At 72.2% G+C, this 19,044-nt stretch carries 16 protein-coding genes; 8 read left to right on the forward strand and 8 right to left on the reverse strand.

Going from position 1 to position 19,044, the window contains the following annotated elements:
• The first annotated feature begins 198 nt into the window (after positions 1-198).
• The 5 genes from glgB to ACWEN6_RS23345 all read left to right on the forward strand — a co-directional run bounded on the left by glgB (position 199) and on the right by ACWEN6_RS23345 (position 7,147).
• Positions 199-2,574: a 1,4-alpha-glucan branching protein GlgB gene (glgB, locus tag ACWEN6_RS23325; protein ID WP_452572830.1), complete on the forward strand. Its 2,376-nt coding sequence runs from the start codon at positions 199-201 to the stop codon at positions 2,572-2,574.
• Between the two features lie 53 nt (positions 2,575-2,627).
• Positions 2,628-4,319, forward strand: a complete 1,692-nt coding sequence (locus tag ACWEN6_RS23330) for a S49 family peptidase (RefSeq protein ID WP_452572729.1) — start codon at positions 2,628-2,630, stop codon at positions 4,317-4,319.
• A gap of 105 nt (positions 4,320-4,424) precedes the next feature.
• Entirely contained in the window at positions 4,425-4,898 is a 474-nt protein-coding gene (locus ACWEN6_RS23335; protein ID WP_452572731.1) for a MarR family winged helix-turn-helix transcriptional regulator, read from the forward strand.
• A 110-nt stretch (positions 4,899-5,008) separates the two neighbouring features.
• Positions 5,009-5,497 (forward strand): MarR family winged helix-turn-helix transcriptional regulator, encoded by a 489-nt coding sequence (locus tag ACWEN6_RS23340; RefSeq protein WP_452572733.1) that lies wholly within the window; start codon positions 5,009-5,011, stop codon positions 5,495-5,497.
• A gap of 75 nt (positions 5,498-5,572) precedes the next feature.
• Complete coding sequence (locus tag ACWEN6_RS23345) at positions 5,573-7,147, forward strand: MFS transporter (RefSeq protein WP_452572735.1); 1,575 nt, start codon at positions 5,573-5,575, stop codon at positions 7,145-7,147.
• Between the two features lie 111 nt (positions 7,148-7,258).
• On the opposite strand, the gene ACWEN6_RS23350 is transcribed toward ACWEN6_RS23345, so the two are convergent.
• Entirely contained in the window at positions 7,259-7,738 is a 480-nt protein-coding gene (locus tag ACWEN6_RS23350) for a flavin reductase family protein (protein ID WP_452572737.1), read from the reverse strand.
• 176 nt (positions 7,739-7,914) lie between these two features.
• Here ACWEN6_RS23350 and ACWEN6_RS23355 point away from each other — a divergent pair, with 176 nt between their 5' ends.
• Both ACWEN6_RS23355 and ACWEN6_RS23360 read left to right on the forward strand, forming a co-directional pair.
• On the forward strand, positions 7,915-8,706 hold the full coding sequence (locus tag ACWEN6_RS23355; protein WP_452572739.1) for a helix-turn-helix domain-containing protein: 792 nt from the start codon (positions 7,915-7,917) through the stop codon (positions 8,704-8,706).
• Positions 8,707-8,822: 116 nt separating this feature from the next.
• Entirely contained in the window at positions 8,823-9,830 is a 1,008-nt protein-coding gene (locus tag ACWEN6_RS23360) for a zinc-binding alcohol dehydrogenase family protein (RefSeq protein WP_452572741.1), read from the forward strand.
• A 56-nt stretch (positions 9,831-9,886) separates the two neighbouring features.
• Here ACWEN6_RS23360 and ACWEN6_RS23365 read toward each other — a convergent pair whose 3' ends face one another.
• Genes ACWEN6_RS23365 through ACWEN6_RS23380 form a run of 4 tightly spaced genes read right to left on the reverse strand, consistent with a single transcriptional unit; the run spans position 9,887 to position 13,316 of the window.
• Positions 9,887-10,807 carry an ABC transporter substrate-binding protein gene (locus tag ACWEN6_RS23365; RefSeq protein WP_452572743.1) on the reverse strand — a complete coding sequence of 307 codons (921 nt, stop codon included), beginning with the start codon at positions 10,805-10,807 and terminating at the stop codon, positions 9,887-9,889.
• Between the two features lie 40 nt (positions 10,808-10,847).
• Positions 10,848-11,519, reverse strand: coding sequence for an ABC transporter permease (locus tag ACWEN6_RS23370; RefSeq protein ID WP_354927978.1), 672 nt, complete (start codon positions 11,517-11,519; stop codon positions 10,848-10,850).
• On the reverse strand, positions 11,516-12,181 hold the full coding sequence (locus ACWEN6_RS23375) for an ABC transporter permease (RefSeq protein ID WP_354927981.1): 666 nt from the start codon (positions 12,179-12,181) through the stop codon (positions 11,516-11,518). The genes ACWEN6_RS23370 and ACWEN6_RS23375 overlap by 4 nt, the downstream gene beginning before the upstream one ends.
• A complete protein-coding gene (locus tag ACWEN6_RS23380) occupies positions 12,174-13,316 on the reverse strand; it encodes an ABC transporter ATP-binding protein (protein WP_452572745.1) in 1,143 nt (380 codons plus the stop codon). Before ACWEN6_RS23380 ends, ACWEN6_RS23375 begins: the two co-directional genes overlap by 8 nt.
• Positions 13,317-13,708: 392 nt before the next feature.
• Here ACWEN6_RS23380 and ACWEN6_RS23385 point away from each other — a divergent pair, with 392 nt between their 5' ends.
• Complete coding sequence (locus ACWEN6_RS23385) at positions 13,709-16,633, forward strand: hypothetical protein (RefSeq protein WP_452572747.1); 2,925 nt, start codon at positions 13,709-13,711, stop codon at positions 16,631-16,633.
• Between the two features lie 128 nt (positions 16,634-16,761).
• On the opposite strand, the gene ACWEN6_RS23390 is transcribed toward ACWEN6_RS23385, so the two are convergent.
• The 3 genes from ACWEN6_RS23390 to ACWEN6_RS23400 all read right to left on the reverse strand — a co-directional run bounded on the left by ACWEN6_RS23390 (position 16,762) and on the right by ACWEN6_RS23400 (position 18,779).
• Positions 16,762-17,763: a sigma-70 family RNA polymerase sigma factor gene (locus ACWEN6_RS23390; protein WP_452572749.1), complete on the reverse strand. Its 1,002-nt coding sequence runs from the start codon at positions 17,761-17,763 to the stop codon at positions 16,762-16,764.
• A gap of 11 nt (positions 17,764-17,774) precedes the next feature.
• A complete protein-coding gene (locus tag ACWEN6_RS23395; RefSeq protein ID WP_380831509.1) occupies positions 17,775-17,963 on the reverse strand; it encodes a DUF5134 domain-containing protein in 189 nt (62 codons plus the stop codon).
• Positions 17,964-18,038: 75 nt separating this feature from the next.
• The gene (locus tag ACWEN6_RS23400) at positions 18,039-18,779 is read right to left on the reverse strand and encodes a DUF899 domain-containing protein (protein WP_452572751.1); all 741 of its coding nucleotides are present in this window, start codon (positions 18,777-18,779) and stop codon (positions 18,039-18,041) included.
• Positions 18,780-19,044: the final 265 nt, after the last annotated feature.

The following is a 19,044-nucleotide window of genomic DNA, read 5'->3' on the forward strand; positions in this document are numbered from 1 at the left end:
CGCGTGCTCGGATGGTGACTCCCGCGCGGTCAAGGCGTCCCCCCACCCGGGAGCGGTGAGGCGGTTCCGGGCTTGCCGAACCGTGCGTTCGCCGTTCCCGCGGTGTGATCCGCCCGACATCATGGGTTGGTGGGACGATCTGGGGCAGGGTTAGCTCAATAACACCAATCACGGTGCCGAGGAGCAGTGAGCGAGCTGATGAACGCGGATCTTGACTTGAACCGGCTGGCCGGCGGCGCGCACCATGATCCGCACGCGATCCTTGGCGCGCACCTCACCCCCGAGGGCCTCACCGTCCGGGCGCTCAAGCCGCTGGCGGAGAAGGTCGAGCTGGTGCTGGATGACGCCGCGCACGAGATGAGCCACGTCGAGCACGGGGTGTTCGCGGCGACGCTACCGGGGGTGGACAAGATCCCGCCCTACCGGTTGCGGGTCACCTACGCCGGCGCGGAGCCGCACGAGGCGGGCGACCCGTACCGCCACTGGCCCACGCTGGGCGAGGTCGATCTGCACCTGATCGGCGAGGGCCGGCACGAGCGCCTGTGGGAGGTCCTCGGCGCCCGCGTCATGCGGCACGACGACGAGGACGGCACCGCCTTCGCCGTCTGGGCGCCCAACGCGCGCGGCGTGCGGGTCGAGGGCGGGTTCAACCACTGGAACGGCGCGGCGCACCCAATGCGGTCGCTCGGCCGGTCGGGCGTGTGGGAGCTGTTCATCCCCGGGGTCGGCGAAGGAGAGCACTACAAGTTCTCCATCCTCGGCGCCGACTCGGTGTGGCGGTCCAAGGCCGACCCGATGGCCCGCCGCACGGAACAGCCGCCCGCCACCGCGTCCATCGTCGACTCCTCCGCCTACGCCTGGCAGGACGACCAGTGGATGCGCCGGCGCGCCGAGCAGGACGCGCTGGCCTCCCCGATGAGCACCTACGAGGTCCACCTGGGCTCCTGGCGCCCCGGTCTGAGCTACGAGGAGCTGGCGACCCAGCTCGTGGAGTACGTACGGGACATGGGCTTCACCCACGTGGAGCTGCTGCCGGTCGCCGAGCACCCCTTCGGCGGTTCGTGGGGGTACCAGGTCACCTCCTACTACGCGCCCACCTCGCGGTTCGGCGGCCCCGACGAGTTCCGCCATCTGGTCGACCGGCTGCACCAGGCCGGCATCGGCGTGCTGCTCGACTGGGTGCCCGCGCACTTCCCCATGGACGAATGGGCGCTGGCCCGCTTCGACGGCACCCCCCTGTACGAGCACTCCGACCCGCGGCGCGGCACCCACCCCGAGTGGGGGACGTTCATCTTCGACTTCGGACGGCGCGAGGTGCGCAACTTCCTGGTCGCCAACGCGGTCTACTGGCTCAAGGAGTTCCACATCGACGGGCTGCGCGTGGACGCGGTCGCCTCGATGCTCTATCTGGACTACTCCCGCCGCGAGGGCGAGTGGACGCCGAACATCTACGGCGGCCGGGAGAACCTCGACGCCGTGGAGTTCCTCAAGGAGATGAACGCGGTGGCCTACCGCGAGGCGCCCGGCATCGTCACCATCGCCGAGGAGTCCACGGCCTGGCCGGGGGTCTCCCGTCCCGTGCACCTGGGCGGGCTGGGGTTCGGCTTCAAGTGGAACATGGGCTGGATGCACGACACCCTGGCCTACCTGCACCACGAGCCGGTGTTCCGGCAGTACCACCACCACCAGATGACCTTCTCGCTGATGTACGCCTACTCGGAGAACTTCGTGCTGCCGCTGTCGCACGACGAGGTGGTGCACGGCAAGGGGTCGCTGATCGGCAAGATGCCCGGCGACGAATGGCAGCGCTTCGCCAACCTGCGGGCCCTGTTCGCGTTCATGTGGGCCCATCCCGGCAAGAAGCTGCTGTTCATGGGCGGCGAGTTCGGCCAGGGCTCGGAGTGGTCGGAGGAGCGCGGCCTGGACTGGTGGGTGCTGGACTTCGAGCCGCACCAGGGCGTCCAGCGGCTGGTCCGCGACCTCAACCGCCTGTACGCCGACTCTCCGGCGCTGTACTCCCAGGACCACTCGCCGTCGGGGTTCCAGTGGATCGACGCCGACGACGCCTCCGGCAACGTGTTCTCCTTCGTGCGCCACGGCGCCGACGGCTCGATGGTGGCCTGCGTGGTCAACTTCTCCGGTCAGCCGCACCACGAGTACACCCTTGGCCTGCCGGCCGACGGCGTGTGGGAAGAAGTGATCAACACCGACGCCTACCAGTACAACGGCAGCGGTGTCGGCAACCTCGGGTCCGTCGAGGCCGTCGAGCGGCCCTGGCACGGGCTGCCGTACTCCACGCACCTGCGGCTGCCGCCGCTCGGCGCCCTGTACCTGCGCCACCCCGGCACCCGCGAGGCCGCCCCCGCCGCGGCCCTTCCTGCCGCCGAGCACGACGACCCCGCGGCGGCCCTCCCCGCCGCCGAGGACGCGGGCCCGGCTGACGGCCCGCCCGCTGACGGCCCGTCCGCTGACAGCGCGCCCGCCGACGGCCTTCCCGCCGCCGGGGACGCCCTGACCGGCGCGGCGCCTCAGAGCGGCACGGCCGCGGACGGCGAGGAGCGGCCGCCGGCGTGAACCGATGGGAAAGCGTGCGCCTCTTCCCCGGAAACGTCGCCTAGGGTGTCGCTATGGACGCGACAAAGTCGATCATGGACACCGTCGACAGGTTCCGGCAGCGGCGCACGGCTCCCCTGGTTCTCGAGCTCGACCTGACCGAGGGGCTCACCGAAGGGCCTCCCGCCGACCCGCTCAGCGCCGTGCTGTCGATGCGCAAGACACGCCTGGCCGACGTCCTGTCCGGTCTGCGCCGCGCGCGCAGGGACCCGCGCGTCAAGGCCCTGGTCGTCAAGATCGGCGGACGGCCCATCGGGCTCGCCATGGTCCAGGAGCTGCGCACGGCCGTCGTGCGGCTGCGGGCGGCGGGCAAGCTGACCGTGGCCTTCGCCGAGACCTTCGGCGAGTTCGGCGCGGGCACCGTGCCCTACTACCTGGCCAGCGCCTTCGAGAAGGTCTACCTCCAGCCGTCCGGCGACGTCGGCCTGACCGGCATCTCGCTGGAGCAGCGCTTCGTGAAGAACGCGCTGTCGAAGATCGGCGTCGACTACCAGATCGGCCAGCGGCACGAGTACAAGACCGCCGCGAACATGTTCACCCAGGACCACATGACCGACGCGCACCGCGAGTCCACCGGGCGCATCGGCGAGTCGGTCATCGAGCAGATCGTCTCCGGCATCGCCGAGGGGCGCGGCCTTGCCCCCGAGCGGGTCCGCGAGCTCATCGACCAGGGCCCGTTCATCGGCGCCGAGGCGGTCCAGGCGGGCCTGGTCGACCGGCTCGCCTACCGCGACGAGGTCTACGACGAGGTCCGCTCCGAAGGCGACCTGCTGCTGTACGTCTCGCGGTACGCCAAGGGCGCCATCGCCAAGAAGCTCCCGCACCCGGGCGAGCGCGTCGTCGCGCTGATCCACGGCAGCGGGCAGATCCGGCTGGGCCGCAGCGGGCGCAGCCCGCTCGGCGGCGCGGGCGCCATGGGCTCCGACACGATCGCCGCCGCCTTCCGCGCCGCCCGCCGCGACGACGCCGTCAAGGCGGTCGTCTTCCGCGTCGACAGCCCCGGCGGGTCGTACGTCGCCTCGGACGTGGTCTGGCGCGAGGTCGTCCTCACCCGCAAGGCCGGCAAGCCGGTCATCATCTCGATGGGCGACCTCGCCGCGTCGGGCGGCTACTTCGTCTCGATGGCCGCCGACGTGATCGTGGCCCAGCCGGGCACGCTGACCGGCTCCATCGGCGTGTTCGGCGGCAAGCCCGCCGTCGGCGAGCTGCTCGGCCGCCTCGGCGTCACCTCGGAGTCGGTGGACGTCGGCGCGAACTCCGGCATGTTCTCGCCCAGCCGCGCCTTCTCCGAACCGCAGTGGGAGCGGGTCAACGCCTGGCTCGACCGCATCTACGAGGACTTCGTGGGCAAGGTCGCCGAGGGCAGGGGCTTCGACCGCGACCGGGCCCACGATCTGGCCCGCGGCCGGGTGTGGACCGGCGCCGACGCCTTCGGCAGGGGCCTGGTGGACGAGCTCGGCGGCCTGGAGGACGCGCTGGCGATCGCCCGCAGCCGGGCCGGTCTGCCGAAGGACGCCACGGTGCGCCCCTATCCGCGCATGCATCCGCTCGAACGGCTGCGGCCGGCGGAGTCCAGCGAGGACAGGGCCGCGGCGCTCGGGCAGGTGCGCCTGGAAGCCTGGGGCCCGCTCGCCCGGGTGGCCGCCGAGCTCGGCCTGCCCGCGTACGGGCCGCTCATGCTGCCCGGCACGTGGGCGATCCGCTAGCGCGGCGCCCCGCGCCACCGTCCGCCTGGCCGCTCTGGTGGCCCGGCGGCGGGCGCCGCTAGGCTGGTCAACCTGGTTGTCTGCCATTGAGCGAGGTCGTCCATCGTGTCCACGAACCCGCCGGGCTACGAGCTTCCCCTCCGGTTGTTCCTGGGGTTTCGCACCATCATCGACGAGGTGCACGCCGAGCTGGCCCGGCAGGGGCATCCTGACGTGCGCCCGCTGCACGGGTTCGTCATGCAGGCCATCGGCACGCACGGCACGACGGCCGCCGAGCTCGGCCGAAGGCTCGGGGTCTCCAAGCAGGCGGCGGGCAAGACGGTCGACACGCTGGAGCGCGTCGGGTACGTCGAGCGCGGCTCGGACCCGCACGACGCCCGGCGCAAGCTCGTGCGGCTCACCGAGCGGGGGGTGGACAGCCTCGTGCGGTCGGCCCGCATCTTCGACGACATCCGGGCGCGGTGGGCGCAGGTCCTCGGCGAGGACCGCCTGCGCGCCCTGGAGGCCGACCTGCGGGAGGTCACCCCGGCCGACGTCTTCCGCCTGGACGTCCCGGGCTGGTTCGGCGGCTTCGACTGACCGGTCCTTCCGGCCCGCCTGCGGTCTCCGGGGGCCGGATCCACCGAACTCCGGCAAACGGCTCTACTAGCGGATAATCCGGTACGGAACGACATCGTTATGCTGGAGGAATGACCGCCATGGCTCCCGCACCCACCACACCGGACCTGTCATTCCTGCTGGACCACACCAGCCATGTGCTGCGCACGCGGATGGCGGCGGCCCTGTCCGAGATCGGGCTCACGGCGCGGATGCACTGCGTGCTGGTGCACGCCGTCGAGGAGGAGCGGACGCAGGCCGAGCTGGCCGAGATCGGCGACATGGACAAGACCACGATGGTCGTCACCGTGGACGCCCTAGAGAAGGCCGGCCTGGCCGAGCGGCGCCCCTCGGGCAAGGACCGCCGGGCCCGCATCATCGCGGTCACCGAGGAGGGGGCGAAGGTCGCGGCACTCAGTCAGCGCATCGTCGACCGCGTCCACCAGACGGCGCTCGCGGGCCTGTCGAAGGACGAGCGAGAGCTGTTCCTGCGGGTGATGAACCGCCTGGCCACCGACGAGCTGGCCACTCCGGCGGACAATCCGCAGCCGGTGCGGCGGGCGCGTCAGCGGGCAAGTTAGATCCGTCAGGGATCGTCTACAACAAAACTATCTGCTACGGTCTCTCTTGTCGTCTCATCCGACAGGAGAGAGCCCATGTCCGCCACCTCCCCCTCGCACGCCGGCCCGTCCCCCTCGCACGCCGGCCCGCCCTCCTCGCACGCCGGCCCGCGCCCCGCGGAGCCGCCGCCCCCGGCCCGGCCCCGTTCCCGGTGGATCGCCCTCGGGGTGATCGCCACGGCGACGCTGATGACCATCCTCGACGGCAGCATCGTGACCGTGGCCATGCCCGCCATCCAGACCGACCTGGGCTTCTCCCCCGCCGGGCTGAGCTGGGTCGTCAACGCCTACCTGATCGCCTTCGGCAGCCTGCTGCTGCTCGCCGGCCGGCTCGGCGACCTGGCCGGCCGCAGGCGCGTGTTCCTTGCGGGGACCGCGGTGTTCACCGCCGCCTCGGTGCTCGCGGGCGTCGCCGCCGACCCCACCACGCTGATCGTCGCCCGGTTCCTGCAGGGCGCGGGCAGCGCCATGGCCGCCGCGGTCGGGCTCGGCATCCTGGTGACGCTGTTCACCGAGCCGGCCGAGCGGGCGAAGGCCATCGCCGTGTTCAGCTTCACCGGCGCCGCCGGCGCGTCCATCGGCGCGGTGCTCGGCGGCCTGCTCACCGACGCCCTCACCTGGCACTGGATCTTTTTCGTCAACCTGCCCATCGGCGTGGCCGCCCTGGCGGTCGCCGTGCCCGTCCTGCCCCGCGACCGCGGGCTCGGCCTGCCGGCCGGGGCCGACGTCGCCGGTGCGCTCCTGGTGACCTCGGGGCTCATGCTCGGCATCCACACCGTCGTCCAGGTCGAGACGCGGGGGTGGACCTCGCCGGCCACCCTCGGGTTCGGCGCCCTGTCGGTCGCGCTGCTCGCCGGGTTCCTCGTGCGCCAGGCGACCGCGCGGACCCCTCTCATGCCGCTGCGCGTACTGCGGTCGCGGAACGTCTCGGGGGCCAACCTCGTCCAGATGCTGATGGTCGCCGCGCTGTTCGCCTTCCAGGTCCTGACCGCGCTCTACACGCAGAAGGTGCTCGGGTACGGCGCGACCGCCACCGGCCTGGCGATGCTCCCCGCGGCGACCGCCATCGGCGCGGTGTCCCTCGGCATCTCGGCCCGGCTGTACGCCCGGTTCGGGGAGCGGGACGTGCTGCTGGCGGGCATCGCGCTCCTGATCGCGCAGCTCGTGCTGCTGGCCCGGGTCCCCGTGCACGCGAACTACGTGACCGACCTGCTCCCGCCGATGCTGCTGGCCTCCGGCTTCGGGCTGGCGATCCCGGCGCTGACCACGCTCGGCATGTCCGGCTCCGGTGAGCGGGACGCCGGGCTGTCCTCCGGGCTGTTCAACACCACCCAGCAGATCGGCATGGCGCTCGGCGTCGCCGTGCTGTCCACGCTGGCCGCCTCCCGCACCGAGGGCCTCTCCGCGCACGGGGCGAGCCCGGCCGCGGCGCTGACCGGCGGCTACCGGCTGGCCTTCGCCGTCGGCGCCGGCCTGCTGACCGCGGCCTTCCTCGTCGCCCTGGTGGTGCTCCCCCGCCGGCCCCGCACTCCCGCCCGCGAGACTCCCGCCCGCGAGACCGGCGACGACCCGGCCGGCGCACGCGGCGATGATCAGGTCAGCACACGGTGACCACAAGGCGAGCGCGCGGGTGACCATCAGGTCGGCGCACGGCGAGGATCAGGTCAGCACGCGGTGAGCAGGTCGGCACGCGGTGGGCATCAGGTCGGCGCACGGCGAGCATCAGGTCAGCGCGCGGTAGCGCCCGCGCAGCCGCACCAGCGGCGGCAGCGCCGGGGCTACGTAGTCGACCCCCAGCACCTGGGCGAGGAAGAGCGTGTGGTCCCCGCCGGGGATCACCCGGGCGGTCTCGGCCTCTAGGGCGGCCACGCCGCCGTCGATGACGAAGGCCCCGGTGTGGCGGCCGCGGTGATGCGACGTCCCGGCGAGCAGCAGGCGCGCGCTCGGACGCCCGGGCGTGGCGAACCGGCTGGCCATCACCGCCTGGTCGCCGGAGAGCAGGGTCACCGCCCAGCGGTCCTGGCGCAGCAGCACCTCGCACAGGTACCCGGTGGAGGCCAGGCTGAGCAGCACCATGGGCGGGTCGGCCGACAGCGAGGTGAACGTCGTCACCGTCGTGCCGATGTCGTCCCGCTCGTCCCGCACGGCGACCACCACGACCCCGGCGGCCAGCTGCCGCATCGCCTCCACGAACTCGTTCATGGCCACCACTCCTACCACCGATCACCGACGCCCCGGCGCCCCGGCCGCGCCAGACCACGCCGACCCTGGCGCCTCGGACCCGCGCCGACCTGGTCCCGCCCGGCTCGCGGGGGTGACAGCGGGTCATACCCTGCGGGGTATCGCCGCGGGCACGGCGGCTCGGATACAACGGGGCGGTGAGCACGACGATGGAGGACACGCGGTTCGGCGAGGAGCTACGGCGCTGGCGCGAGCGCCGCAGGGTGAGCCAGCTCGAGCTCGCCATCAGCGCGGGCACCACACAGCGCCACCTCAGCTACATGGAGCGGGGCCGCTCGATGCCCGGCCGCACCATGGTCGTGCGGCTGGCCGAGTCGCTCGGCCTGTCGCCGCGCGAGCGCAACGGCCTGCTGCTCACCGCCGGATACGCGCCCGTCTTCCCCGAGTCACGCCTGGACGAGCCGCTGCTGCGCCCGGTGCTCGACGCCCTGACCGGCGTCCTGGACGGCCACCTGCCCTACCCGGCGGTGGTCCTGCGCCCGTACGGGGAGGTGGTGGCCGCCAACAGCGCCATAGCCGTGCTCACCGAGGGGGCCTCCCCAGAGCTGCTCCGTCCGCCGGTCAACGTGCTGCGGCTGGCCCTGCACCCCGACGGCATGGCCCCGCGCGTGCGCAACCTCGCGGCCTGGGGCCGGCACATCATCGAGAACCTGCGGGCCATGGCCGCCAGGAGCCCCGACGCGCGACTGGAGGGGTTCATCGCAGAATTGTCCGGCTACGTCCCCGTGACCGACCCGGGGCCCGACCACCTGGGCTTCGCCGTGCCGCTGCGCCTGTGGTCGCCGGAGGGCGAGCTGCGCCTGCTCACCACGATCACCTCCTTCGCCACGGCCGTCGACGTCACCCTGGCCGAGCTGCACCTGGAGGCGTTCCTTCCGGCCGACGAGCCCACGGCCGCCCTCCTGCGCGCCCGAGCGGCTCGCGACTGAGGAGCACCCCACCGGACGCCTCTCGGCCGACCGGCGCCCGCTCAGAGGTGTCACGGTCGGCCGGGACCCGCCCGGGCGCGTCGCGGGCTGCCGGCGTCGTTGCGTACGGTCGTCGTATGACCGAGACGATGCGCGCGGTGGCCTACCGCAGATCCCTTCCCGTGTCCGACCCCGGCAGCCTGGAGGACGTCGAGCTGCCCGTTCCCACGCCCGGACCGCGTGACCTGCTCGTGCGCGTCGAAGCGGTGTCGGTGAACCCCGTGGACACCAAGGTCCGCAAGGGCGACGATCCCGGGGGCACGCCGAAGGTGCTCGGCTGGGACGCCGCGGGGGTCGTCACCGCCGTGGGCTCCGAGGTCACGCTGTTCGAGGTGGGCGACGAGGTGTACTACGCCGGCTCGATCACCCGTCCCGGCTCCAACTCGCGCTACCACGCCGTCGACGAGCGCATCGTCGGCCACAAGCCGCGGACGCTGGGCTTCGCCGAGGCCGCCGCGCTGCCGCTGACCACGATCACCGCCTGGGAGACGCTGTTCGACCGCTTCCGGCTGGACGCCGGCAGCACCGGAACCCTGCTCGTGCTCGGCGCGGCCGGCGGCGTCGGCTCGATGGTCGTCCAGCTCGCCCGCGCGCTGACCGGCCTGACCGTCATCGGCACCGCCTCGCGGCCCGAGTCGCGCGAGTGGGTGCTCGGCCTGGGCGCCCACGAGATCGCCGACCACCACGACCTGGTAGCCAGCGTCCGGGCCGTGGCGCCCCAGGGAGTGGACTACGTGTTCTCCCCCAAGACCGACGGCCAGATCGAGGCGTACGCCGAACTGCTGCGACCCGGCGGGCACATCACCGCCATCGACGAGCCGGAGGGGCTGGAGCTGCTGCCCCTGAAGTCCAAGAGCATCGCCTTCCACTGGGAGCTGATGTTCACCCGGTCGCTGTACGAGGCCGACGACATGATCGCCCAGCACGACCTGCTGGAGAAGGTCGCCGAACTGATCGACGCAGGCACCCTGCGCACGACCCTCACCACCGAACTGGCCCCGATCGAGGCCGCCACCCTCCGCAAGGCCCACGAGATGCTGGAAAGCGGCCGCACAATCGGCAAGGTCGTCATCACCGGCTTCTGACCACCCCTGCCGCGGCCGGCCTCGACCGGCCGCGAGCTGGGACGATCATCGTGAGGTCAGGCGAGGCCGTTCTTGGTCAGCCAGTCCTTGGCGACGGCCGGCGGGTCGTCCTTGTCGACGGCCACGCGCTTCATCATGTCGACGAGCCCCGCGGTGTCGAGCTTGGCGGAGATGGCGTTCAGCGTCGTGCGCACGGTGTCGTTCGCGCCGGCCTTGTTGACCAGCGGGGTGACGTTCTGGGCGCTGAAGACGCTCTTGGGGTCCTGCAGCGGCACCAGGCCGTTGATCAGGATCTTCGGGTCGGTGGTGAAGACGTTGCCGACCTGGACGGCGCCGCTCTTGATGGCGTCCGCGGTGGTGTCGCCGGTCGGCTTCCACTCCTTGAAGGTCAGGCCGTAGACGTCCTTGAACTGGGCCTCACGGCGCTTCTTGAACTCCGGCGGGCCGCCGACCGCGAAGTCCTTGGCGACCTTGGCCAGGTCCTCGATCGTCGTCAGGCTGTACTTGGTGGCGGTGTCCTTGGTGACCGACAGCGAGTCGTTGTCCTCGGCCGGGGAGGAGTCGAGGATCTCCAGCTCGGAGGCGAGCTTGGACTTCAGCTCGGTGTTGACGTCGTCCTTGCTGGCGGCGGTGCTCTTGGGGTCCAGGAAGCTGAGCAGACCGCCGTTGTACTCGGGCAGGACGGTCAGCGCGCCGTTCTTGACCTGGTCGTAGATGACCTCGCGGCTGCCGATGTTGAACTTCTCCTCCACCTGGACGCCCTTGGCCTGCAGGGCCTGGGAGTAGATGGAGGCGAGAAGGACGTTCTCCGGGAAGTTGGCCGAGCCGACGACGACCTTGGCGGCGGCGGAGCCGGAGCCGCTTGAGCTCGGGGCCGCGCTGGCGCCGGTGTCGCTGAGCGGGTCGCCCCCGCCGCACGCGCCCAAGGAGAGCACCGCGGTCAGCGCGACCGCCGCGGTGGTAATGATTCGCCTCATAAGTGACTTAAATCCCTTCCAAATCGGGGGGTATTACAGGTTACCGGAGCCCGGAACGGCGGCTCACCCCAGGTGAGACCACCACACGCTGCAGTAACGCGAAACAGAGCTGCACGACCAGGGCGAGGGCGGCCACGAGGACCGCTCCGCCGATCGTGCTGGGGAAGTCCTTGGTCGCCAGCCCGTCGATGATGTAGCGGCCGAGACCGCCCAGGCCGACGTACGCGGCCACGGTGGCCGTGGCCACCACCTGGATCGCCGCGACGCGCAGGCCGAGCAGGATCAGCGGCATCGCCACCGGGACCAGCACCTTCATCAGCACCTGGCCGCCGCGCAGGCCCATGCCGTACGCGGCGTCGCGCAGGTCGTCCTCCACGCCCCGGATGCCCTCGTAGGTGTTCACCAGGATGGGCGGGATCGCGAGCGCCACCAGCGGCACCAGCACCGGCCAGGTGGTGCCGACCCCGACGAGCAGCACGATCAGCACCACCAGCCCCAGGGTGGGCAGCGCGCGGGCGGCGTTGGCGGCGATCACCACGAGCACGGCGCCCCGGCCGGTGTGGCCGATCAGCAGCCCGAGCGGGATGGCGATGAGCATCGACAGCAGCAACGCCACCACCGAGAACTCGACGTGCTCCAGCAGCCGGGCCGGGATGCCACCCGGCCCCGACCAGTTCGCCGGGTCGCCGAAGAAGTCGATCAGCCAGTTCACGCGGTCCTCCTGGCACGGGCCCACGGGGTGAGCAGGCGCTGCGCGAGCACGAGCAGGCCGTCGGCGAGCACGGCCAGCACCACGACCAGCACGATGCCGACGATGATCGGCGTGGAGAACTGGCGCTGCCAGCCGTCGATGAACAGGTAACCGAGCCCGCCTCGGCCGATCAGCGCGCCGACGCTGACCAGGCTGATGCTGGACACCGTCGCGACCCGCAGTCCGGCCAGCACGACCGGCACCGCGATCGGCAAGTCCACTTGGAGCAGTCGCCGCATCGGCCCGAACCCCATGGCCACGGCCGACTGCCGCACGTGGTCGGGCACCGCCGCCAGCCCGTCCACCACCGCCGGGATCAGCACCGCCAGCGAGTAGAAGGTGAGCGGGATGATCACCGTGGTGCGCTCGGCCAGGCCGGTCAGCGGGATCAGCACGATGAACACCGCCAGCGACGGCAGGGAGTAGACCACGTTCATCAGGCTCACCGTGGGCTGGTAGAGCACCCGCCAGCGCGCGCTCGCCAGGCCCAGCGGCAGCGCGATGAGGAGTCCGAGCAGCACCGGGACCAGCGCCATGACAACGTGGTCCACCAGCAACTGCTGGATGCTCGGCCAGTTGCGCCCGATCCACGCCCAGCGGATCAGCGGCTCGCCCTCACCCATGGGACGCCGTCCCCTCACCGGGCGAACGGCGCGTGCCGGCGCCGGCGAGCGCCTCGTCCATGGCCTGCCGGGTGACGACGCCCTCGAAGCGCCCGTCGCCGTCCACCGCGATCGCGCACCCGGACGGCGCGAGCAGCGCGGCGTCCAGCGCGGCGCGCAGGGAGTCGGTGCGCGGGTCGAACGTGCCGAACGGCAGCAACCCGTCGGAGGCGGGCGACCGTCCCGGGTCGTCCGCGCCCGGAGATGCCTCGGTGCCGCCCGTCCCGGAGCGAGAGGCGCCGGTGGCCGAGCCGTCCGCGCGCCAGCCCAGGGGGCGGCCGTCCGCGTCGAGCACCACCGCCCAGCCGGGGACGTCCGGTTCGCGCCGCACCGCCACCCCCTCGGCCGGGACGAACGACAGCCGCCGGATGCCGCGGTCCCTGCCGAGGAACCCCTCGACGAAGTCGTCCGCGGGCTCGGCCAGCAGGGTCGAGGGGTCGGCGATCTGGGCGAGATGGCCGCCCACCCGAAGCACCGCGACGGTGTCGCCCAGCTTGATCGCCTCGTCGATGTCGTGCGTGACGAACACGATGGTCTTGTGCAACTCGGCCTGGAGCCGCAACAGCTCGTCCTGCAGGCTGGTGCGCACGACCGGGTCGACCGCGCTGAACGGCTCGTCCATCAGCAGCACCGGCGGGTCGGCCGCGAGGGCCCTGGCCACGCCGACGCGCTGCTGCTGCCCGCCCGAGAGCTGGAACGGGTAGCGGCCGGCGAGCTTGGTGTCGAGCCCGACGCGCTCCAGCAGTTCCATCGCGCGGGCGCGCGCCTTCTTCTTGTCCCACCCGAGCAGGTACGGCACGGTCGCGACGTTGTCCACGATCTTGCGATGCGGGAACAGGCCTGCCTGCTGGATGACGTAGCCGATGCCGCGGCGCAGCGTGGGAGGATCGATCTGGCGGACGTCCTGGTCGTCCAGCAGGATGCGCCCGGACGACGCGTCGATCATCCGGTTGATCATCCGCAGTGACGTCGTCTTGCCGCAGCCCGAAGGCCCGACGAAGACGGTGATCGCCCCGGTCGGCACCTGGAGACTGAGATTGTCGACGGCCACCGTCCCGTCGGCATAACGCTTGGTGACGCCTTCAAATGTGATCACGCACGACCTCGTGCTTCTCGGCCGGGCCCCGTGGCCCGGAAACGTCGAGTCGGCTGCGCACGGCTACCACCCGCTCGGCAGCCCCCACGGTAGGTGACGGCCCGACCGCGGGTCCACTTGATCTTTCCCGACACAGCCTATGGGGATCTTCGACAATCTGTCCCAAGACCTCGCTCATGCCTACTTGTCAGCATTTCCGAAAAGGGGCATCGCGCCGTGTGCGTGCCCTTCTTCCTGGTACTTTCGCGATATCTATCAAAGTGGCATCGATTAGTGCGGTCCTCGGCCGCCCCTTGACATGATTGGCCCCCACGCTTCCGCTGACGCTCCCTGCGACCTCTGCCGTCACACCAACCCCCCGACCCCGCTCGAGAATTCCAGAGGTACCGGCTGTGACTCCATCGCTCATCGATCGCCGCCCTCGTGGCGAGCTGGTCGCCGAGCTCTACGACCGTCACGCCGCCGGGCTGTTCGCGTACTGCCACGACCAGCTCGGTGACACCGCCTCCGCCGCCAACACCCTGGTGGCCGTTCTCACCGGCGTCCCGGCCATCGAGCCCCCGCGCGCCGCCCTGTACGCGCTCGCCCGCCGTGAGATCTACCGGCGCGATGTCGCCTACTCCTTCCCCTCGGTGGACCCCGCCGCCGACCCGGTGACCGCGCTGGTCGAACGGGTGGTGCGCGAGGTGCGCCCGCACCAGCGCGAGGTGCTGCTGCTGTCGGCGGTCTGCGGGCTCGACACCGTGGAGCTCGCGTGGGTCCTGGACGTCGCGGCCGACACGGCCGAGCAGCTCATGATCAGCGCGCGTCATCGCTTCGCCCGTTCCCTGGCCTCGGCCGTCTCCTCCGCGCGGGCCACCACGGCCTCCGCGCGGCTCGCCGCCGAGTACGAGGTGCTCGGGGTCGCGCCCGCCGAGGAGTCCCTCGGCCGGCTGCCCTGGCGCACTCCCTCGCCGTCCCTGCGCACCCGCGTCCTCGCCGCGGTGCCCGAGGAACCCGCACCCGACACGGCCAAGGCGTCCGCGCGAGCCCCGCAGCAGAAGCGGTGGCCCACCACGCCGCGCTGGCCTCTGCCGCTCGCCGAGCCCAACCCGGTCACCAACGCCGGCGTCTTCCCCGCGCCCGAGCTCACGCCTCCGGCCTCCGGCCGCAGATCCAAGCACGAGGCCACCACCGAGCCGATGCCGAGACTCCGCGGCGCCTCCCGCCCCGCCGGAAAACCAGCTCGCGCGTCTCGCTCCCGTTTCCGCGCCACCGACGCGCCCACGCCCTCCTCCACGCACGCCCCCTCCGGCCCGGCCGACGCTCCCGGCGTCACGTCCCGCGCGACCGATGCCCCAGGCGCCACCTCTCACCCCACCGACGTCTTCGGCGCCGCTCCCCACTCGCCCGACGTCTTCGGCGCCGCTCCCCACTCCACCGACGTTTTCGGCGCCGTTCCCCACTCCACAAACATTTTCGGCGCCGCTTCGCACTCCACCGACGCCCTGAGCCCCACGTCCCGCACGACCGCTCCCTCGGACACCACGTCCCGCTCCACCGGCGTTCCGGGCACCGCATCCCACGTGGCCGGCGAAGCCCGGCCCTCCTCGCAGTCGGCGGACGAGCCCCCCACGTCCTCGCGTCCGGCCCAGGAACGGCGCGGCGCGTCCCGTCCGGACAGGAAGCGGGGCGCCCCTGGCGGCGAGGGCTCGCTGTTCAAGAACGCCCTGGCGAACGGCCAGTGGCCCACCCTGCAGCGCACCTTCAGTGTGGGCCCTACCTCCGCCGCCGCCACCCAGGAGCCGGCCGAGCACGGCCTCATCCCATCCGCGCCCGCCCGGCCGGACCTGTTCCCCTCCCGGCCCGCCCCGCAGGACGTCGTCCCCTTCAGGCCCGATCCGCACGACCTGGCCCCGTACGGGCCCGATTCGCAGCATCTCGCCCCCTTCAGGCCGGATTCGCACGACCTCGCCCTGTTCAGAGCCGCTGGACCCGGTTCGGTCACACCTGAGCCGCCGTCCGCCCCGTACGGCGTGATCGCCCCCTCCCGCGCCTCTCACGGCGCGGACGACCTCTTCGGAGGTCACTCTCCTACGCACCCGGCCGGTGCCGACCCGGAGTCGCGAGACAGGTCGAAGTCTCCCCTGGCGAGGTTCCTCACCGGAGCGCGGAACCTACTCAGGCGCACGAAGACCCCGGCATCCCTCGCTTCTACAGCCTCGTCCACGACGCGTCCCGTGCCCGAGGCCTGGCCCATGGGATCGTCCGCGACCTCGCCCGCAGAAGCGCCCGCGTCCACGGCCTGGCCCGCGGGGGCGCCCGCGCCTGGAGCCTGGCCCGCGGAAGCGCCCGCGCCTGGAGCCTGGCCCGCGGGGGCGCCCGCGCCTGAGGCCGCGGCCTCGGCGCCTCCGCTGCCCACTTCCGACGCCACACCGGCCTCCGTCGCCCCCACGGCGGCCCACGACGGGGTACCCGCGTCACGCCAGCGCCCGTTCCCCGCCATGCCCACGACATTCCACGTGGCGGCAGCCTCGAGCGCACCCCCGTTCCCCGCCATGCCTGCGACGCCCCACGTGGCGGCGGCCTCGAGCGCGCCCCCCTTCCTTGAGGCTCCCCTGTCCCCCGAGAGCGGCCCGGCCTCCGGTGCACTCCCGCTCCTCGATCTGGGGTCGGCCTTCGGCGCACCGCCGTTCCCCCCGGGCGGCTCGGCTTCGGGCGCACCGCCGGTCTTCGCGGCGCCGCCGCCCGCGTTCGGCGCGGCCTTCTCCGCGTTGGAGGCGCCGCCCGCGCAGGACGGCTTCCCTGCCGCCGACACGAGCTTCGGGGACGGCCCTTCGACGGTCGAGATGCCCGCGATCTCCGCGGCCATCCCCGCCGCCCACGCCGAGGCCCCCGCGTCCACCGAACCGGCGATAGCGTCCGCCTTCTCCCCCTCCGTGGAGATCCCGACGCCGGACGCTGGACCAGCGGCCACCGGACCCACGCCGGCCTCCACGACCCCGGAGCCCGCGTCCACGAACTCCGAACCCCCCGCCGCGGACCCCGCATCCACGCCCACGAAGAATGAGGCCGCGTTCACGGCCTCCGGGGCCGCATCCCTGGACTCCCGAGCCGTGGACGGGGACGACCCCGCGTCCGAGGCCGCCCCGGCGGGCGTCACGGCCACGGCCACGACGTCCGGCGGAGTGACCCGGCCGCGCCGCCACGACCGGCTGAAGCCGATCAAGATCGGCGAGCACCACTACGACTGGCTCTGGGAACTGGCCGGTTTCCTGCTGTGCGTCGCCATCGCGATGCTCGTCTTCTTCACGGTCCCGACGATCGTCACCCCATAGCGCTGCGACCGGCGCACGTGCACGGGTCACCCACCGCACACGGCGCCGGATGTCGAAAGCGGAGGAACCGCCGACCGGCCTCGCCCGGCGGGTCATCGACTCAGGGGGTGGACTTCCGGCGCGACACACTAGAGCTCTGGTGGCAGGCCGCATGCCGGGAACAGGTCGGCGTCGAGGAAGGCCACGACGTGCCCTACGCCCGCGGCGGTGACGGTCAGCACCTGCAGGGCGTGCGGCCGGTGGACGCCGTCGTCGCCTCGCGCGTAGGAGCCGAAGGCGGGTTGTTCGTTCACGCGCGCCGGGACCATCCGGTAGCCGCCTCCGGCCAGGATCCTGGCGCCGAGGAACCGTCCGACCGTCTCGCGTCCGCTGAACCAGGTGGGGATCGGCGGCATCTCCCAGACGACGTCGTCGGCCAGCACCCCCATCAGGGCGTCGACGTCGGCGTTCTCGAACGCGGTCGCGTACCGGTCGAGCAGCTCGCGCTGGGCCGGGTCGTCCGGCTCGGTGAGCCCTTCCGCGGTGGGCGCGGTCTGGCTGAGCTGCGCCCGGGCGCGCTGCAACGCGCTGTTGACCGCGGCCGTCGTGGTGCCGAGCAGGTCGGCGACCTCGCCTGCCCGCCAGGCGAGCACGTCGCGCAGGATCAGCACCGCGCGCTGCCGGCCGGGAAGATACTGCAACGCGGCGATGAACCCCAGCCGCATGGTCTGCCTGGCCTCGACGATGACGGCCGGATCGTCGGAGGCGGTGCCGAACAGTGCGCCGGGAGCCGGTTGCAGCCATGGCACCTCGGGCAGCCGGGAGCGCGGCGATGCGTCCGGGTCGTGGCTCGGGCCGCCCAGCCCGGAGGGCAGCGGCCGGCGGCCGTTGCCCTCCAGCGCCTTGAGGCAGGCCCGCGTCGCGATGCGGTACAGCCAGGTGCGCATCGAGGAGCGGCCTTCGAAGCCGGCGTACCCGCGCCACGCCTGCAGGTAGGTGTCCTGGAGCGCGTCCTCGGCGTCGTGGACCGACCCGAGCATCCGGTAGCAGTACGCCAGCAGTTCCCGCCGGAAGGGTTCGCTCAGCCGGGCGAACCCGTCGTCGGACGCTCCGGGCGCCGGGTCCGCCGGCAGTCGCGCCGTACGCGTCACGGCACCTCCGCTCATCCCATCGTCCAGAACATGAACGCCATCGCCGCGGCCATGAGGGCGTGAGCCACGTGGGAGATCCTTTCGGCGGCGCCCCGTGCCCCGTCGCCGGAAGCGGGTCGCGCGCCGCGGAACAGGAACCACAGTCCTGTGGCCGCGAACGCCAGTATGAGCGTCCATCTGAGTGGTATCGACTCGATCATCGCAGGACTCCGTGTCCGGGACGGAGGGGTGAGGCCCCGTCGGTGGGGGCCTCACCCGCCTTGCCGCCCGCGTGCTCAGTGGTGGTGGGCGTGGTGATGGTCTTCGCCCGCGCCGTCGCCGTAGGTGTCGTGGTAGGGGAACTGGTTGACGTAGCGGTCCCGCCCGAGGGGCGTCAGGTCGAGGTAGTGGTAGGTGCTCAACAGCACCTCGGCGCCGCGCCCGTAGGTCGAGTAGGTGTGGAAGACGGCGTCCTGGTCGCGGACGAAGACGCTCAGGCCCTGCGCGTCGCCGTTGATCGCGTACTCCAGGCCCTCACGTTCCATGGCGGCCCTGTTCTTGTAGTTGTACTGGACCGGTGCGACGGACTCGTCGTTGGTGACGTGGAAGTCGTGATTGAAGTCGCTCCCGGCCGAGGAGTACCACGGGATGGTCCATCCCATCCGCGCCCTCCACCTGTCGATCTTCGACAGCGGCGCGCGGGAGACGAGCGCGAACGTGGTGTCGCTGCCGTGCAGGTGCTCGAGGCGGCCCACGTTGTCGACCGCGAACGAGCAGCTCGGACAGCCCTCTTCCCAGTCGTCGTTCCACATGAAGTGATAGACGATGAGCTGGCGGCGGCCCTCGAAGAGCTCGCCGAGGCGCGCCTTGCCGGCCGCGCTCTCGAACTCGTACTCCTTGTCGATCTTCACCATGGGCAGTTCGCGGCGCTGTGCGGTGACCGCGTCCTGCGCCCGCATGACCTCCTTCTCCCTGTCGAGCAGTCTCAGCCGGGCTGCCAGCCACTCGTCACGGGACGCCGTCTGCGGAAGAGCCATCGTCTTCCCTCTCTACTGAAGCCGATCACGATGTGGGCGGACGGCGGAGCCGGCGGCCGTGGCCTCGGCGAGCCTGACCGGCCGGCCGGGCACCGGACACCGGATCGCGCGGTTGGCGAGCCGTCCACATGTACAGAGGCGCCATGGCGCGAAAACTCATCGGAGAGGGTCCGGAGAGCAACCGGCGTCCTGTGGGCGCCCTTCAGCGGGCCCGCGCAAGCCGGTCGCGCGAGGCCGGTCGCGAGCGTCGCGAGCGTCGCGTGGT

The organism is Sphaerisporangium sp. NPDC004334, assembly GCF_053602655.1.

Bases quoted from the DNA above. Each gene is read 5' to 3' on its own strand.
- ACWEN6_RS23360 (WP_452572741.1), top strand. From the start codon at position 8,823: ATGACCGAGACGATGCGCGCGGTGGCCTACCGCAGATCCCTTCCCGTG.
- ACWEN6_RS23340 (WP_452572733.1), top strand. From the start codon at position 5,009: ATGACCGCCATGGCTCCCGCACCCACCACACCGGACCTGTCATTCCTG.
- ACWEN6_RS23375 (WP_354927981.1), bottom strand. From the start codon at position 12,181: ATGGGTGAGGGCGAGCCGCTGATCCGCTGGGCGTGGATCGGGCGCAAC.
- ACWEN6_RS23365 (WP_452572743.1), bottom strand. From the start codon at position 10,807: ATGAGGCGAATCATTACCACCGCGGCGGTCGCGCTGACCGCGGTGCTC.
- ACWEN6_RS23395 (WP_380831509.1), bottom strand. From the start codon at position 17,963: ATGATCGAGTCGATACCACTCAGATGGACGCTCATACTGGCGTTCGCG.
- ACWEN6_RS23400 (WP_452572751.1), bottom strand. From the start codon at position 18,779: ATGGCTCTTCCGCAGACGGCGTCCCGTGACGAGTGGCTGGCAGCCCGG.
- ACWEN6_RS23350 (WP_452572737.1), bottom strand. From the start codon at position 7,738: ATGAACGAGTTCGTGGAGGCGATGCGGCAGCTGGCCGCCGGGGTCGTG.
- ACWEN6_RS23345 (WP_452572735.1), top strand. From the start codon at position 5,573: ATGTCCGCCACCTCCCCCTCGCACGCCGGCCCGTCCCCCTCGCACGCC.
- ACWEN6_RS23330 (WP_452572729.1), top strand. From the start codon at position 2,628: ATGGACGCGACAAAGTCGATCATGGACACCGTCGACAGGTTCCGGCAG.
- glgB (WP_452572830.1), top strand. From the start codon at position 199: ATGAACGCGGATCTTGACTTGAACCGGCTGGCCGGCGGCGCGCACCAT.